We start from the raw sequence: 14311 nt of genomic DNA, 5'->3' as shown, positions 1-14311 counted from the left end.
TCGCCATGAACGAGAAAATATTGCTGCACATGTGCTGCGGACCGTGCAGCATCACCACCGTGCAGACCCTGCAGGACCAGGGGTATGAAGTCACCGGGCTGTATTACAACCCGAACATCCATCCCCTGACCGAATACGCGAAACGCCGCGACGGCTGCCTGGAAGTGGCGGAAAAGCTGGGTTTCAAGGTCCTGGTCAAGGACGGCGAATACCGGCCCCAGGACTGGTTCCGCGCAGTCGCCTACCGGGAGAACAACCGCTGCTTCCACTGCTATGCCAACAGGCTGGAACGCACCGCGTCCATTGCCAAACGCGGCGGGTTCGACTGCTTCAGCACCACCCTGCTCTACAGCAAGTTCCAGAAACACGATGACATCGCGGCGCTGGGGCGCGACCTGGAGGGCGGCAAGACCCGGTTCCTGTACCACGATTTCCGGGAAGGCTGGAAAGAGGGCATTGCCCTGAGCAAGGAATGGGGCATCTACCGGCAGCAGTACTGCGGCTGCCTTTACAGCGAAAACGAACGCTACCACAAGGAACTCAGGACGGAGTAAGCCATGCCCAGGTTGGAGGAAAGCAGATTCGGATTCCTGTTCCGGCAAGAGGCCTTTCTCATAGGCTTCGTGCTCATGGCCGTCCTGAACGCGGCCCTGGCCTGGCTCCAGCCCAGCGAAAACAATCCGCCCCATGTCTGGCTCATCTCCATATTTGTCTATTCCGTTCTGGGCTGGTTCACCCATCAGAAGCAGAAACTCGCCACCTGGGCACTCTGCCTGCTCATGCTCTTCAGCGGCCTGCTGCACCTGGTGGCGGGCACCGAGGGAGATCTGGGCATGAAGCTGGTGAACCTGTTCGTGGGCGGCTACTTCACTTACGGAGGCATCCTGATCTTCCTCAACCGACCGGGCAGGGACGTCTAGCATGGCCATCTACAGCGGCGACGAACTCTCCATACGCCCGGCCTTTCCCGGTGCGGCAGGCACCCGCAAGAAGGCTGTCCGGGACGAGGCTTCCGGCCTGCTGCTCTACATCCACGTGCCCTTTTGCCGGTCGCGCTGCCACTACTGCACCTTCCACTCCCAGGCCTTCAACCAGGTGACCTTCGCCTGGTACCACAAGACCCTGCTCAAGGAGATCGAGCTCTGGGGCGAACGGCTCAAGCGCCCCCGGCTCAAGACCGTCTACTTCGGCGGCGGTACCCCCAGCCTGATCCCGCCGCACCAGCTGGACTCCATCATGAAGGCCCTGCGCACGCACTTCACCTTCCAGCAGGGCATGGAGATCACCCTGGAGGCCAATCCGGACTCGGCCACGGACATCAGCTATTTCCGCGCGCTCCTGAGCATGGGCGTCAACCGCCTCTCCCTCGGCTTCCAGAGCCTGGACGACGGCGAGCTGTACATGCTCGGCCGTCCGCACTCCGCGTCTCAGGCCGTGCAGTCTTACAGGGACGCGCGCAGCGCCGGGTTCCACAACATCAGCGTGGACTTCATCTGGGGCCTGCCCGGCCAGCGCATGCAGGCCTGGATCAAAACCCTGGAAACCGTGGTCAAGCTGAAGCCCGAGCACCTCTCGGCCTACAACCTGACCCTGGAGCCCTACACGGTCATGGGCAAGAAGTTCGACGACGGCGAATTCAAGCTGCCCAAGGAAAACGAACTGGGCCGCATGTTCATCTACGGGGCCGAGTTCCTGGAATCCCACGGCTACATGCAGTACGAGGTCTCCAACTTCGCGCGCATGGGCTTCATGTCCCGCCACAACAGCGGCTACTGGTCCGGAGAGGACTACCTGGGCCTGGGGCCCTCGGCCGTTTCCACCCTCGGCAAGCGCCGCTTCACCAACCCGTGCTACATGGACGAATACGACGCGGCCGTGCGAGGCGGGTTCGTAGGCGAGGACTTCGAGGAACTGACCGACCAGGACCGGCTGCGCGAGCTGGTCATGCTCAGCCTGCGCACCACCAAGGGCCTGGATCTCAAGGAATTCCGCAAACGGGCCGGGTACGACCTGGTCAAACGCCAGGAGCCGCTCCTGAGCGCCTTGCACCGGGAAAACCTGGTGCGCATCAACCGGGGCCGCCTCAAGCTGACCAAGAACGGCATGCTGGCCTCCAACCCCATCATACGAAGACTAGTCTTCGACGACTGATCCGCTTGCCCCGCCCCGCCCGGTGCGGTAGAACCTCCCCATGGGCAAAACACTGATCACCGGCGGCGCCGGATACATCGGGTCGCACACGGCCAAGGAATTGGCCTCCCGCGACAAGGACGTGGTCGTTCTGGACAATCTTTCCTACGGCCACCGCGATTTCCTGCAATGGGGCGAATTCGAGGAGGGGGACCTGGAGGACAGGGCCTTTCTCAAGGACGTCTTCGCCCGGCATTCCATCGACGAGGTGGTGCATTTCGCGGCCTTCATCGCGGTGGGGGAATCCGTGGAAAAGCCGCGCATGTACTATGAAAACAACGTGCGCAACACCCTGAACCTGCTGGGGGCCATGCAGGACGCCGGCGTGGGACGCATCGTGTTTTCCTCCACGGCCGCCGTCTACGGCGAACCGCAGACCCCGACCCTGGCCGAGGATCATCCCCTGTCCCCGCTCTCGCCCTATGCCTGGTCCAAACGCATGGTGGAGCAGGTCATCCGGGACTACGGCAAGGCCTACGGACTCAAGAGCGCCATCCTGCGCTACTTCAACGCGGCCGGGGCCGACCCGGAAACGGACGTGGGCGAACGGCACCAGCCCGAGACCCATCTCATCCCGCTCATTCTGCACGCCGCCCTGGGCATCCGGGACAGCATCAAGATCTTCGGCACGGACTACGCCACCCCGGACGGGACCTGCCTACGCGACTACATCCACGTCACGGACCTGGCCGAGGCCCACGCCCTGGCCCTGGACCATCTGGCGGGCGGCGGCGATTCCGACATCTTCAACCTGGGCAACGGCAACGGGTTTTCCGTGCGCGAGGTCATCGACATGGCCCGGGAGGTGACCGGCCGGGAGATTCCCGTGGAAACCGCCGAGCGAAGGGCGGGCGACTCCCCGGCGCTGGTCAGTTCCTCGGAAAAGGCCCGGCGCGTCCTTGGCTGGCGGCCCAGGCACGCGGACGTGCGCGAAATCATCGAAACGGCCTGGCGCTGGCACCGCAAGGACCTGAAACGATAGCCGCATCCCCCTGAATCCGAGCCGAATTATTATTTGGCCCGGGGCCATGTAAATATTCCGCTTTTTCGTGTAGGCTGTCTGTAAGCCCTTGGGCCGCACAACAAGGACGGAAGACCATGCGCACGGCATCAAGACTCAGCCTCTGCCTTTTCATCCTCCTGCTGCTCGCCGCAGGATGCGATTCCTTTTCGCCCGTGGACATCGGTTTCGTGGGCCAGCTCACCGGCAAATTCTCGGACCTGGGCGTCGCGGGGCGCAACGGCGCGCAACTGGCCGTGAAGGAAGCCAACCTCCAGGGCGGCATTGACGGCCGCGACATCCGGCTTTTCCCCAAGGACGACGGCAACACCCCGGCCACAGCCATCCAGGCCGTTCAGGAGCTCATGGACCAGGGCTGCGTGGCCGTGGTCGGCCCCATGACCAGCGGCATCGGCGTGGCCCTGGCGCCCCATCTCGAAACGATCATGATCTCGCCCACCTCCTCGTCCCCGGCACTGAGCGACAAGGACGACTTCTTTTTCCGGGTCGTGGCAGTGAACACGGCCCGCGCCCGATCCCTGGCCGAGTACGCCAGGAACAGGGATATCACCAGGGTGTTCATCATCGGCGACCAGGACAACGCCGACTACGTAAACACCTTCAACAACGCCTTTGCGAACCGGTTCGCCGAACTGGGCGGAAGCATACCGGGAACGCTCGAATATTCCTCCAACGAGCTGCGCAACTGGGACGAACTGCTGGAGGCCATCGCGCAGAGCAATCCGCAGGCCCTGGTCATGTCCGCCTCGGCCCGCGACGTGGCCGCCCTGGCCAGGAGGCTCAAAAGCCGGGGGCTGAACCTGCCGGTGTTCTGTCCGGCCTGGTCCTACACCCCGGAGGTGATCCAGGCGGGCGGGGACTCCGTGGAGGGCTTCATCTTCGCCACGGTCTATTCCGCGGACAACCAGCGCAAGGAATTCCAGGACTTCAAAAAGCGATTCATCGACCGCTACGGCGCGCCTCCGGGATTCGCGGCGACCTACGCCTATGAGGCCACCACGGCGCTCATCACCGGGCTGCGCAGGACCGACGGCGGCCTGGAAGGGCTCAAGCAGGCCCTGCTGGAGGAAGATAATTACCCGGGCATCATCGGAGAATTCCGCTTCAATGAATACGGCGACGTCGAACGGGAGGACTTCATCTCCACCGTGAAAAACGGCCGCTTCGTCCTGCTGAACCAGGAGTGATCATGGCGCGTCCCACCTTTCTGTCCATACTCAGAAAAAAACTGCGCATCTGGATATTCCTGCCCAGCCTCGTCTTTGTCCTCGGCCTGGGAATCCTGATGGCCAACAGCGCCTACAACGAGGTGAAAAAACGCAACCGAACGGTCTCGGGGGCCATCTCCTACTATATTTCCTCCTACATCGACGGCTCCCTGCACGCCCTCAGGTATTTTTCCAAGCGCATCGCCCCCGGGGAAAGCGACATGAAAAAATCCTTGGAGAACTTCTACGGCGCCTATCCCCATTTCGAACGCCTGCTCTGGCTTTCCAGGGAAGGCACCATACTGGCGGCCGCACCCGCCGGTGCCGAGGGGCTGCCGTTCCCCATCAAGATCGCCCCGCAGCCGGGCGGCTCCATCATCACCAGGCCCATCGTCTCCCCGGAATCAGGACACCCCGTCATCTACCTGGGCGTGCCCCATCCCGCCGGCAACATGCTCGTGGGAGAAATGGACACTCTGACCCTTTCCCAACACCTGGGAGGCATGCTTCCGCCGGGCAACATCATCATCCTCACGGACGCCTTCGGGAATATCGTCTCCCATCCGGACAGGGCCAAGGTGCTCCGCCAGGAAAACATCGGCGATATGCCCCTGCTACAGGCCCGGGAGCAGGAGGGCCGCGTCCTCACGAAAATGTTCACCCACGAGGACCGCCTGTATATCGGCTCCCTGGCCCGCATCCCGGGCGAAGACTGGAAAATCATGATCCTGAGTCAGGCCTCCACCGTCTTCATTCCGGTCATCCAGGCCGTCCTGGCGCTGATCGCCCTGGTGACCACCCTGTTCCTGATCGCCAGGGCCCTGCTCGGAAATTCCATCAAAACCGGCCTGGTCCTCCCCCTGGAAGACTTCATCGACGACATCAAGCAACTGGCGGCAGGCGGAGACATTGCCGACGCTCCCTTCCGGGCGACCTACCGTGAGCTGGAAGCCGTGGAAGAGGAATTCCGAACGATGTCCCGGGAGGTTCGGGGCAGAGAAGAGGAACTCTGCGAAAACGCCGAACGGTACAGGGCCCTGTTTGAGGACAACCAGCTGGTGCTGCTCCTGGTGGATCCGGTCACGGGCGGGATCATGGACAGCAACAAGCAGGCGGCCCGGTACTACGGCTACACCCGCACCACGCTCAACGCCCTGACCATCCACGACCTGGACGCCAACTCCCGCGACACGGTGCAGGGAATGATCGACACCGTGCAGGCCAATCACGACGCCTCCCACTTCCGCACCCGGCACAAGCTGGCCGGGGACGTGCTGCGGGACGTGGAGGTCCATGTCAGCCCCATGACCATCCGGGGCGAGCCGAGAAACTTCGTCACGGTCATCGACATCGCCCGCGAATCCGAAGTCCCCGCCGATCCGGACGACGCATAAAAAAAGGCGGCCCATGCCGCCTCGTTTTTTCAGCCTACTGCTCGTCCGGAAGAAGATTCCTTCCCGACGCCGCCGTCCTGGCCAGTTCGTCGCACCGCTCGTTCTCCGGATGCCCGCTGTGGCCCTTGACCCAGCGGAAATCGATCCGGTGCTTTTCCAGAAGCGGCATGAGATCCCGCCACAGGTCCTGGTTCTTGACCGGCTTCTTGGCCGCGGTCTGCCAACCGTTTTTCTGCCAGTTCTTGAGCCAGCCCTTGGTGATGGCCTGCTGCACGTATTTGGAATCCGTGTAAAGCTCCACGGAACAGGGACGGGTCAGGGCCCGGAGTCCCTCGATGACGGCCCGCAGCTCCATGCGGTTGTTGGTGGTATCCTTGAACCCCTGGGCAAGCTCCTTGCGGTGCTCGCCAAAGATGAGCACCGCCCCGTAACCGCCCGGGCCGGGGTTGCCCAGGCAGGAGCCGTCCGTATACAAAGTAACGTCACTCACTGAGTGCTTTCCTCCAGGGCCGCAAGACGCGACCAGATCATGGTTGTCAGTATCTGCAGCTCGCGCCCCCACTGCCCGGTGTCAAAGGCCTCGGCAAAGAACTCGTTGTTCACCGATTCGATGAAATCCGCTCCCAGGGCGGGCCGAAGCAGGGGCGGAAACTCCACGGCCACCTGCCGCCCCGCCGGGGACAGGCCGATGTAGATGGTCTTGGAATCCAGTTCGGGCATTTCCACATCACCCTTGAAGACCTGAATCTTGACCGCCACGCCGAACCGCTCGCGCATGCTCTTCACGAAATCGCGCAGATAGCTGATCTCGTCCTTGTCGAGCTGGCCGGTTTCGTCCCATACGGAACGGTTCTTCTGGACGCGCTCCAGCACGTTTTCATTGTTCTTGTAGAAAGCCCAGATGACCACGAGAAAGACCAGCAGCATGCCCAGTGTCCTGAGCGTGCGCTCCATGACGGTTTTCCCCTTGGGAGCAGGCAGATTGATTTTCATGGAAACTCCGTTGGCTGCGTTTATCTTCCCTGATTAACCGCAGACGCCGCCCTATGCAAGCTCCCTTCCCCCTTGCCGAAACAGGATTTGCGGGTACAATGCCCGAAACCGCAACGGAGTTGATACATGTATCTTGGATCGCACATGTCCATTGCCGGGGGCCTACACAAGGCCTTTGCCCGCATCCGGGCCGTGGACGGAACCGCACTGCAGATATTCACGCGCAACCAGCGCCAATGGAAAATACCGCCCCTGGAGGAACGAGACATCGCCCTGTTCCGGGAGGAATGGCGGGCCTGGGGGGACTATCCCGTGGCCGCCCACGACTCCTACCTCATCAACCTGGCCAGTCCCAAGGAGGACGCGGCCGCCAAGTCCTCCGCCGCCTTTGCCGAGGAGCTGCGCCGCTGCGAGGCCCTGGGCGTCTCCTGGCTGGTGACCCACCCTGGCTCGCATTTGGGAGCGGGCGTAGAGGCGGGCATCGAGCGCTACGTGCAACGCCTGGACCGGACCATCGAGGCCTCGGACACCGAGAACGTCACCGTGCTGCTGGAAACCACTGCCGGGCAGGGCACCAACCTGGGCTCGCGCTTCGAGGAGCTGGGCGAAATGATCCGGGCCAGCCGCCATAGGGACCGGCTCGGGGTCTGCTACGACACCTGCCACACCTTTGCGGCAGGATACGACATCCGTACCCCCGAGGCCTATGCCGCAACCTTTGCCGAGTTCGACCGCATCGTGGGGCTGGAGCGCATCCGCTTTTTCCACCTCAACGACAGCAAGACCGAACTGGGAGAACGCAAGGACCGGCACGAGCACATCGGGCAGGGCGCCATCGGGCTGGAGGGCTTTCGCAGCCTCATGAACGACCCGCGCTTCCGGGAAGTGGGCATGAGCCTGGAAACCGACAAGGAAGAGGACCTCGAGGACGACCGCCGAAACCTGGCCGTACTGCGCGGGTTGGTGCAAAATGATTGACAGGTTTTACAAAACCCGCTCATGCGGGTACACACATGTCCATGGTTGAGGTGCAACATCTATCCTACAATTTCGGTTCCCAGTGGGCGCTCAAGGACATCAGCTTCTCCCTGGGAAAAGGCGAATTCCTGTTCCTGACAGGTCATTCCGGCGCGGGCAAGACCACCCTGCTGCGGCTGCTCTACGGCGCGCTGCCCCTGACGCGGGGCCGGGCCGCGGTGGCCGGGTTCGAGCTCAACAAGCTCAAGCGCCGCAATGTGCCGAGCCTGCGGCGGCGCGTGGGCGTGGTCTTCCAGGACTTCAAGATCCTGCCCAGACGGTCCGTTTTCGACAACGTGGCCATGGCCCTGGAGGTGCGCGGCATGCCCCGTTCGCCCCTGGAACGCCGCGTGCGGGCCATCATCCGGGCCATGGGCCTGGAATCCAAGAGCTACACGCTCTGCGAACGCCTTTCCGGTGGCGAGCAGCAGCGCGTGGCCATTGCCCGCTCCATGGTCACCAACCCGGAACTGATCCTGGCCGACGAACCCACCGGCAACCTGGACTTCGACCTGACCATGCATCTCATGGACATCTTCAAGCAGTTCCACACCTACGGGACCTCCATCATCATGGCCACCCACAGCCGTGAAGTGCTGGAGGCCGTGCCCGACGCCCGCATCCTGCATCTGGAGCAGGGGCGCGTGGTGGAGCTGGACGGGGAAGCCATTCCCGGGCTCGATCCGGAAACCGGGGAGGAAACCGAATGATAGGGCAACTCCTCCGCCTCACCGGACGCGGCCTCGCCGACTTCAGGATCCACCCCTGGGCGCACCTGCTGACCCTGGTGGCCGTGGCCATGGTCTCGCTCCTGGCCGGGTTCATCCTGCTGGCCCTGCACAACATAGACCTGCACCTGCTCAAGTCGCGCGGGGAAGTGCAGTTCCAGGTCTACTGGAGCGCCGACGCCACACCCGAGCTGATCCAGACCCAATGGGAAACCATCGGCGCCATGGACCATCTGGTGGAAATCAAAGGATTCACGCCCCAGGACGCGCTGCTGGAGCTGGCCGACACACTGGGCAAGACCGGCGACTTTTCCTGGCTCAAGGACCAGAACCCCCTGCCCTATTCGGCCCTGACCTCGTTTGCCGTGCCGCCCGAGGCGCAGCAGGAGGGCTGGGCGGCGGACATCCTGACCGGGCTCAAGGCCATGGACGGCGTGGAAAAGGTCACCTACACCCCGCTGCAGGCCGACCTGGCCCGGGGATGGCGAGTCATCAGCCGGGCCATCATCTGGCCCATCATCGGGTTCCTGGGGCTGGTCGTCGGGCTGGTGGTGGGCAACACCATACGCCTCTCCCTGCTCACCCGGATGGACGAAATCGAGATCCTCTCCCTGGTGGGGGCCAAGCCATGGTATGTGCGCTGGCCGCTCCTGACCGGGGGCATGGTCCAGGGGCTGCTCGGCAGCGCCGCGGGCATCGGCCTGCTCAAGCTGGCGCAAAACGCGCTGGCCGAAACCCTGAACATCGCGCCCCTGTTCATCGAGATCCGCTTTCTGCCGTGGGAGCACTGCGCCCTGATGTGCGGGGCCGTGACCCTGGTGGCCGCCCTTTCCAGCTGGGTTGCGGTTCGGTAGCCACGCCACGTGCAAATTCCCGCACATGCGGCAAAGGCCTTTGCGCAATCTTGCCAAGAGCCGCATTGTGATCTAGTAGACAGCATACTTTCCCAGAGGGGAATCGGGCGGACGGGAGCCCGAGCGCCTTTTTCCAATCCCGCCGGAGTTTTTTATGAACAAATACATCAAACTGTTTGCACTGTTGTTGCTGGCAACGGCCCTTGCCGCCGCCGGGTGCGCCCGCAAGTCCATTGAGACGACGCCCCCGGTCACGCAGCAGCCGGCCCCTCAAAAGCCGGCCAAGGTCGTGAAGAAGCCCGCCGTGGTGGAGAAACCGGCCCCCAAGGTCGTGAAGGAACCCGCCATCCAGGAAACGGACATCATCGAGCAGGACCTGGGGCCGTTCAAGCCCTCCAACAAGGGGCTGGCCTATATTCAGGTGGGTGCCTACGCCGATCAGGTCGGCGCCAAGGCCGCCATGTCCCGCCTCATTGCGGACGGGTACAAGGGCTCGAGATTCTCCAAGAACGAAACCGACGGATTCTTCCGCGTCCAGGCCGGGGTCTTCCCGGACCGGGAAACCGCGGAACGGGCGCTCAAGAAATTGCGCGTCATCTATCCCGACAGCTTCATCCTGATCGAAAAGACAAAAAAAGAAGCGCAATAACGCGCTTCTTTTTTTCCTGCCCCCAGTCCCCCGTGCACAAGCATGGGTTTCACGCAGGCGAGCAAGGGAGCTTTCCATTTCGGAAAGCTCCTTTTTTCGTCATATCTTCGCGGCTCCGGCGGCCTAGGGGTTCAGCTCGGAACGAAACTTCCTGGACAGGCGGAACACGACCACCTTGCGCGGCGGCAGGGTGATGGTGGCGCTGGTCTGCGGGTTGCGGCCCTTGCGCGCCTTCTTGTCATAGGCTTCGAATTTGCCGAAACCGCTGACCAGCAGGGCATGGTCCTTCTTGATGGCGCCCTTCATGACGTCCAGAATGGTTTCGACGAGGTCCTTGATCTCGGCCCGGTTCTTGTCGGTACGCTCATAGATGTAATCGACGATTCCGGCCTTGGTCAGTGTTTGTCCACTCATCATAGCCTCCAGTATCGGGTTGCGGGTGCTACCCCAATGTGCTGCGGATCCTTTCCGCAAGCGAATTCATCTCATCGTTGTCTTCATAGGGCGTTTGCGCCCAAAGCTCCAAACCATCGTTCTCGAACCGGGGAATCAGATGAAAATGCACGTGCGGCACCAACTGCCCCGCGGCTTCGAGATTGTTCTGCATGACATTGAGCCCGTCCGCGCCGGTGGCATCCTTCACGGCAGCCCCGACCTTGGCCAGAGCGTCCATGAATCCTTCGCCCAACCGGGAGGGCAGCTCCCAGATGGTGGCGTGGTGCTCCTTGGGCAGCACCAGGGCATGGCCCTTGTTCACCGGGGCGATATCCAGAAACGCCAGGCAGGTTTCGGACTCGTATATCTTGGCGCAGGGAATCTCCCCTGCAATGATTTTACAAAAAATACATTCTTCGCTCATGGAATCCTCAAAAGCCCGGCAAAAGCCGAGCACCAGTCGCCTCCCCATGTAGAGGAGAAAATTCATAGTTAATCAAGGTATTAACCGACAAAACCAGTTAAATCAAGTCAATTTGAAAATTTCACGAGACTTTTATAAGGGGCCGTCGGGAGCCCAGGACTGGCAAGGGATTTCGAACCCGCTGAAAAAACAGGGACTTCTCTTCAGAAAAAAATTGAGCGCCGGTTGTGCCCGAACCGACGCTCACAAGGGAAGGGGGGAGCCCGCCGCTCAAGGCGGTTGCCTTCATGCCGTGAGGGTCTACGCAGCAATCGGGCGAGAGGCTCCGAATACAAAGTATTCGATACAGAGATACCACATTCCGATATGCGGTCAACACTTTTTTGCAGAAAGATTCACTACCCACCGGGGGTGTATTCGGGAACCAATATGGCCAGCAGTTCCCGGATTGCCGCGCCGTCGTGGGCGCTGGCGGCGGCAAGAAGATCTCCGACGGCCCTGCCGAGGTCCGGCGATGGGGACCCGACCTCGGCAGCGGGGCCGAGCACGAGAATCTTGTCGTGCTCGGTGCGCACGATGCCCTCACCCTCGGTGATGAGTTCCTCATAGAGCTTCTCGCCCTCGCGAAGCCCGGTGAACGCGATCTCCACGTCCACGTCCGGCTCCTTGCCGGAAAGCCGGATCAGGTCACGGGCCATGTCCGCGATTTTCACGGGCACACCCATGTCCAACACGAAAATCTCGCCGCCGTTGCCCGGCTCGCCCATGCTGCCGGCCTGGAGAATGAGCTGGGCCGCCTCGGCGATACTCATGAAGTAGCGGGTCACTTCCGGATGGGTCACGGTCACCGGGCCGCCCTTTTCGATCTGCCTGCGAAACAGGGGCACCACCGAGCCGCTGGACCCGAGGACATTGCCGAAGCGCACGGCCATGAACCGGGTGCCCCGGCCCTGGTATTCGCGCATGAGCAGTTCGGTGACGCGCTTGCTGGCCCCCATGACGTTGGTGGGCCGCACGGCCTTGTCCGTGGAAACCACCACGAAACGGTCCACGCCGTGCGCCACCGCCGTTTCCATGACCACCCTGGAGCCCAGGATATTGTTGCGCACGGCCTGCCACGGATTGCGTTCCAGCATGGGCACGTGCTTGTAGGCGGCGGCATGAAAGACCACCGAGGGCCTGTACTCGGCAAAAACCCTGTTCATGAGCTCGGCGTCGGTGATGTTGCCGAGCACGGTCACCAGATTCCCGACCCCGAACTCGTGCACCAGCTCCATCTCTATCTGGTAGAGGTTGTATTCGCCGGCATCGACGAGCACCAGGCGGGAAGGCTTGAAGCGCACGATCTGCCGGCACAGTTCGGAACCGATGGAGCCGCCGCAGCCAGTGACCAGCACGGTCCGGCCCGAAAGATAGGACTGGATGCGCCCGGTATCCAGATTGACCTGGGACCGGCCGAGCAGGTCCAGGTACCTGATGTCGCGCAGGGCCTTGACGTCCACCCGCCCGTCCATGATTTCGGACATGGCCGGCAGGATGCGGTAGGGCAATCCCGTGCCCTTGCAGCGCTCCACCATGGCCCGCATGGCCTCGGGCGTGGCCTCGGACACGGCAATGAAAATCTCGTCCACGCGATACTGGTCGACCGCATCCTCGAGGCTGTCCAGCCCGCCCAGCACCGCCGCGCCGTGAATGGTTCTGCCCCGCTTGGCCCGATCCTCGTCGATGAGCCCCACGGGCTCGTAGTTGAGCCGGTGGCTGTCCATCATCTCCCGGATGATCTTCTCGGCATCGTCCCCGGCGCCGATCACCAGCACCCGCTTCCTGTCGGCAACGGACACGGCCCGCCCCAATGACCGGGCGTAAAAGACCCGGATGGCCACGCGCAGGGCAGCGGTCATGCCCAAGGAGAGCCCCCAGTCGAGGATGAACACGCTGCGGGGAAAGGCCTCGGCCTGAAACACGAAGAGCATGAGGGAAAGCAGGGCCCCGGACTGGAGAAAGGAAAGCCGCAGCAGCTTCCAGAGATCCCCGAGGCTGGTATAGCGCCACATGCCCCGGTACATGCCGAAGATCAAGAAAACGCCGAGCTTGACCGCCACGGCATAGGGCAGCAGGCGCAGAAGCTGCACCGCAAAGCCCGAAGGAATGGAAAAATCGAACCGGAACAGGTAGGCCGTCCACAGGGAGAGCCCGAAAACCAGCGCATCCAGCAGGAGCATGATGTAGAAATTGGTGTTGCGCAGATTGGGCATCAGGGCTCTCATCGGCCGCACCTCCGGATCACCGCCGCCACGCGCTCCAGGTCGCCCTCGGTCATGGCCGTGCCCGAAGGCAGACACAGCCCCCGGGTAAAAAGGTCCTCGGCGACCGCTCCGCCCACCACGGCGGCGTCCCTGAACACGGGCTGGAGATGCATGGGTTTCCAGACCGGCCGGGACTCTATGTTTTCGGCCTCCAGGGCCAGGCGCACCCGCTCGGGTGCGGCCCCGAAGGACTCGTCGAACAAGGCCACTGTGAGCCAGCGGTTGTGCACGCCGTAGTCGGCTTCCGGAGCCAGGGTCACGCCCGGCAGGCCGCCCAGGGCTCGTTCGTACCAGGAAAAAATCTCGCGCCTACGGGCAACGCGGTCCGGCAGGACATCCAGCTGCCCCAGGCCGATGGCCGCAACCACGTTGCTCATGCGGTAATTGTAGCCGATGGTGGAATGCTCGTAGTGCGGGGCGGCGTCCCTGGCCTGCTGGGAAAGCCAACGGGCCTTGTCGATGAGCTCTCCGTCGTCCGAGGCCAGCATGCCGCCGCCGGAGGTGGTGATAATCTTGTTGCCGTTGAAGGAATAGATAGCGGCCCGGCCGCCGCGCCCGGCGGGACGGCCCTTGTAGCTGGCGCCCACGGATTCGGCGGCGTCTATGACCAGGGGAATGCCGTGACGGTCGCAGATCTCCCGGATGCGGTCGTAGTCCGCGCACTGGCCGTAGAGATCCGTGGGAATGACCGCGCCCACGCGCCTGCCTTTGTCCGTGGCCATGGCAATGGCCTGTTCCAGCAGGACCGGGTCCATGTTCCAGGACACAGGATCGCAGTCCACGAAAACAAGCTCCGCGCCCAGGAAGGTGGCCGGGGAAACAGAACCGATAAAGGTCAGGGTGGAGGCGATGACCACGTCTCCCCGCTCCACGCCCAAACGGCGCAGGGCCAAATGCATGGCCGCGGTGCCGCTGGCCAGGGCCAGACAGTGGCCAAAGCCGGTCAGTTCGCAGAACCGTTTTTCGAATTCCGCCAGCTGGGGGCCTGCGGGGGCGATGAAATTGGCCTCGAAGGCTTGGTGCACATAATCGAGTTCGTGGCCGCCCATGTGCGGCGGGGAAAGAAATATCCGGTCCGGCTTGCTCACGTTG

At 62.7% G+C, this 14311-nt stretch carries 16 protein-coding genes; 10 read left to right on the top strand and 6 right to left on the bottom strand.

The annotated features are described in order from the left end of the window. Window positions 1–5: 5 nt before the first annotated feature. The 6 genes from FGL65_RS04815 (at window position 6) to FGL65_RS04790 (ending at window position 5813) form a co-directional block, all read left to right on the top strand. Window positions 6–554: an epoxyqueuosine reductase QueH gene (locus FGL65_RS04815; RefSeq protein ID WP_147819919.1), complete on the top strand. Its 549-nt coding sequence runs from the start codon at window positions 6–8 to the stop codon at window positions 552–554. A gap of 3 nt (window positions 555–557) precedes the next feature. Further along, a complete protein-coding gene (locus tag FGL65_RS04810) occupies window positions 558–920 on the top strand; it encodes a hypothetical protein (protein WP_147819918.1) in 363 nt (120 codons plus the stop codon). Between the two features lies 1 nt (window position 921). Further along, entirely contained in the window at window positions 922–2151 is a 1230-nt protein-coding gene (gene hemW / locus FGL65_RS04805) for a radical SAM family heme chaperone HemW (protein WP_147819917.1), read from the top strand. A 40-nt stretch (window positions 2152–2191) separates the two neighbouring features. Then, window positions 2192–3172 (top strand): UDP-glucose 4-epimerase GalE, encoded by a 981-nt coding sequence (galE, locus tag FGL65_RS04800; protein WP_147819916.1) that lies wholly within the window; start codon window positions 2192–2194, stop codon window positions 3170–3172. A gap of 116 nt (window positions 3173–3288) precedes the next feature. Continuing rightward, window positions 3289–4398, top strand: a complete 1110-nt coding sequence (locus tag FGL65_RS04795; protein ID WP_147819915.1) for an ABC transporter substrate-binding protein — start codon at window positions 3289–3291, stop codon at window positions 4396–4398. A gap of 2 nt (window positions 4399–4400) precedes the next feature. After that, window positions 4401–5813 (top strand): PAS domain S-box protein, encoded by a 1413-nt coding sequence (locus FGL65_RS04790; RefSeq protein ID WP_147819914.1) that lies wholly within the window; start codon window positions 4401–4403, stop codon window positions 5811–5813. Window positions 5814–5847: 34 nt separating this feature from the next. On the opposite strand, the gene rnhA is transcribed toward FGL65_RS04790, so the two are convergent. Both rnhA and FGL65_RS04780 read right to left on the bottom strand, forming a co-directional pair. After that, the gene (gene rnhA / locus FGL65_RS04785; RefSeq protein WP_147819913.1) at window positions 5848–6303 is read right to left on the bottom strand and encodes a ribonuclease HI; all 456 of its coding nucleotides are present in this window, start codon (window positions 6301–6303) and stop codon (window positions 5848–5850) included. Next, a complete protein-coding gene (locus tag FGL65_RS04780; RefSeq protein WP_147819912.1) occupies window positions 6300–6806 on the bottom strand; it encodes a hypothetical protein in 507 nt (168 codons plus the stop codon). Before FGL65_RS04780 ends, rnhA begins: the two co-directional genes overlap by 4 nt. Window positions 6807–6932: 126 nt before the next feature. Here FGL65_RS04780 and FGL65_RS04775 point away from each other — a divergent pair, with 126 nt between their 5' ends. From FGL65_RS04775 to FGL65_RS04760, 4 genes are all read left to right on the top strand, one after another. After that, on the top strand, window positions 6933–7784 hold the full coding sequence (locus tag FGL65_RS04775) for a deoxyribonuclease IV (protein ID WP_147819911.1): 852 nt from the start codon (window positions 6933–6935) through the stop codon (window positions 7782–7784). A gap of 41 nt (window positions 7785–7825) precedes the next feature. Next, entirely contained in the window at window positions 7826–8533 is a 708-nt protein-coding gene (gene ftsE, locus FGL65_RS04770) for a cell division ATP-binding protein FtsE (protein WP_147822673.1), read from the top strand. Beyond that, window positions 8530–9405, top strand: a complete 876-nt coding sequence (locus tag FGL65_RS04765) for a cell division protein FtsX (RefSeq protein WP_147819910.1) — start codon at window positions 8530–8532, stop codon at window positions 9403–9405. The genes ftsE and FGL65_RS04765 overlap by 4 nt, the downstream gene beginning before the upstream one ends. Before the next feature lie 154 nt (window positions 9406–9559). Further along, a complete protein-coding gene (locus tag FGL65_RS04760; RefSeq protein WP_147819909.1) occupies window positions 9560–10054 on the top strand; it encodes an SPOR domain-containing protein in 495 nt (164 codons plus the stop codon). Window positions 10055–10177: 123 nt separating this feature from the next. Here FGL65_RS04760 and FGL65_RS04755 read toward each other — a convergent pair whose 3' ends face one another. From FGL65_RS04755 to FGL65_RS04740, 4 genes are all read right to left on the bottom strand, one after another. Then, on the bottom strand, window positions 10178–10468 hold the full coding sequence (locus FGL65_RS04755; protein WP_147819908.1) for an integration host factor subunit alpha: 291 nt from the start codon (window positions 10466–10468) through the stop codon (window positions 10178–10180). A gap of 28 nt (window positions 10469–10496) precedes the next feature. After that, window positions 10497–10913, bottom strand: coding sequence for an HIT family protein (locus tag FGL65_RS04750; RefSeq protein WP_147819907.1), 417 nt, complete (start codon window positions 10911–10913; stop codon window positions 10497–10499). A 398-nt stretch (window positions 10914–11311) separates the two neighbouring features. Next, on the bottom strand, window positions 11312–13180 hold the full coding sequence (locus tag FGL65_RS04745; protein WP_187170542.1) for a polysaccharide biosynthesis protein: 1869 nt from the start codon (window positions 13178–13180) through the stop codon (window positions 11312–11314). After that, complete coding sequence (locus FGL65_RS04740; RefSeq protein ID WP_284690583.1) at window positions 13177–14307, bottom strand: DegT/DnrJ/EryC1/StrS family aminotransferase; 1131 nt, start codon at window positions 14305–14307, stop codon at window positions 13177–13179. The genes FGL65_RS04745 and FGL65_RS04740 overlap by 4 nt, the downstream gene beginning before the upstream one ends. Window positions 14308–14311 lie beyond the last annotated feature (4 nt).

Origin of the sequence: Salidesulfovibrio onnuriiensis, assembly GCF_008001235.1 — a bacterium.
GTDB classification, from domain to species: Bacteria; Desulfobacterota; Desulfovibrionia; order Desulfovibrionales; family Desulfovibrionaceae; genus Pseudodesulfovibrio; species Pseudodesulfovibrio onnuriiensis.
This window is presented reverse-complemented; position numbering and strand designations above follow the sequence as displayed.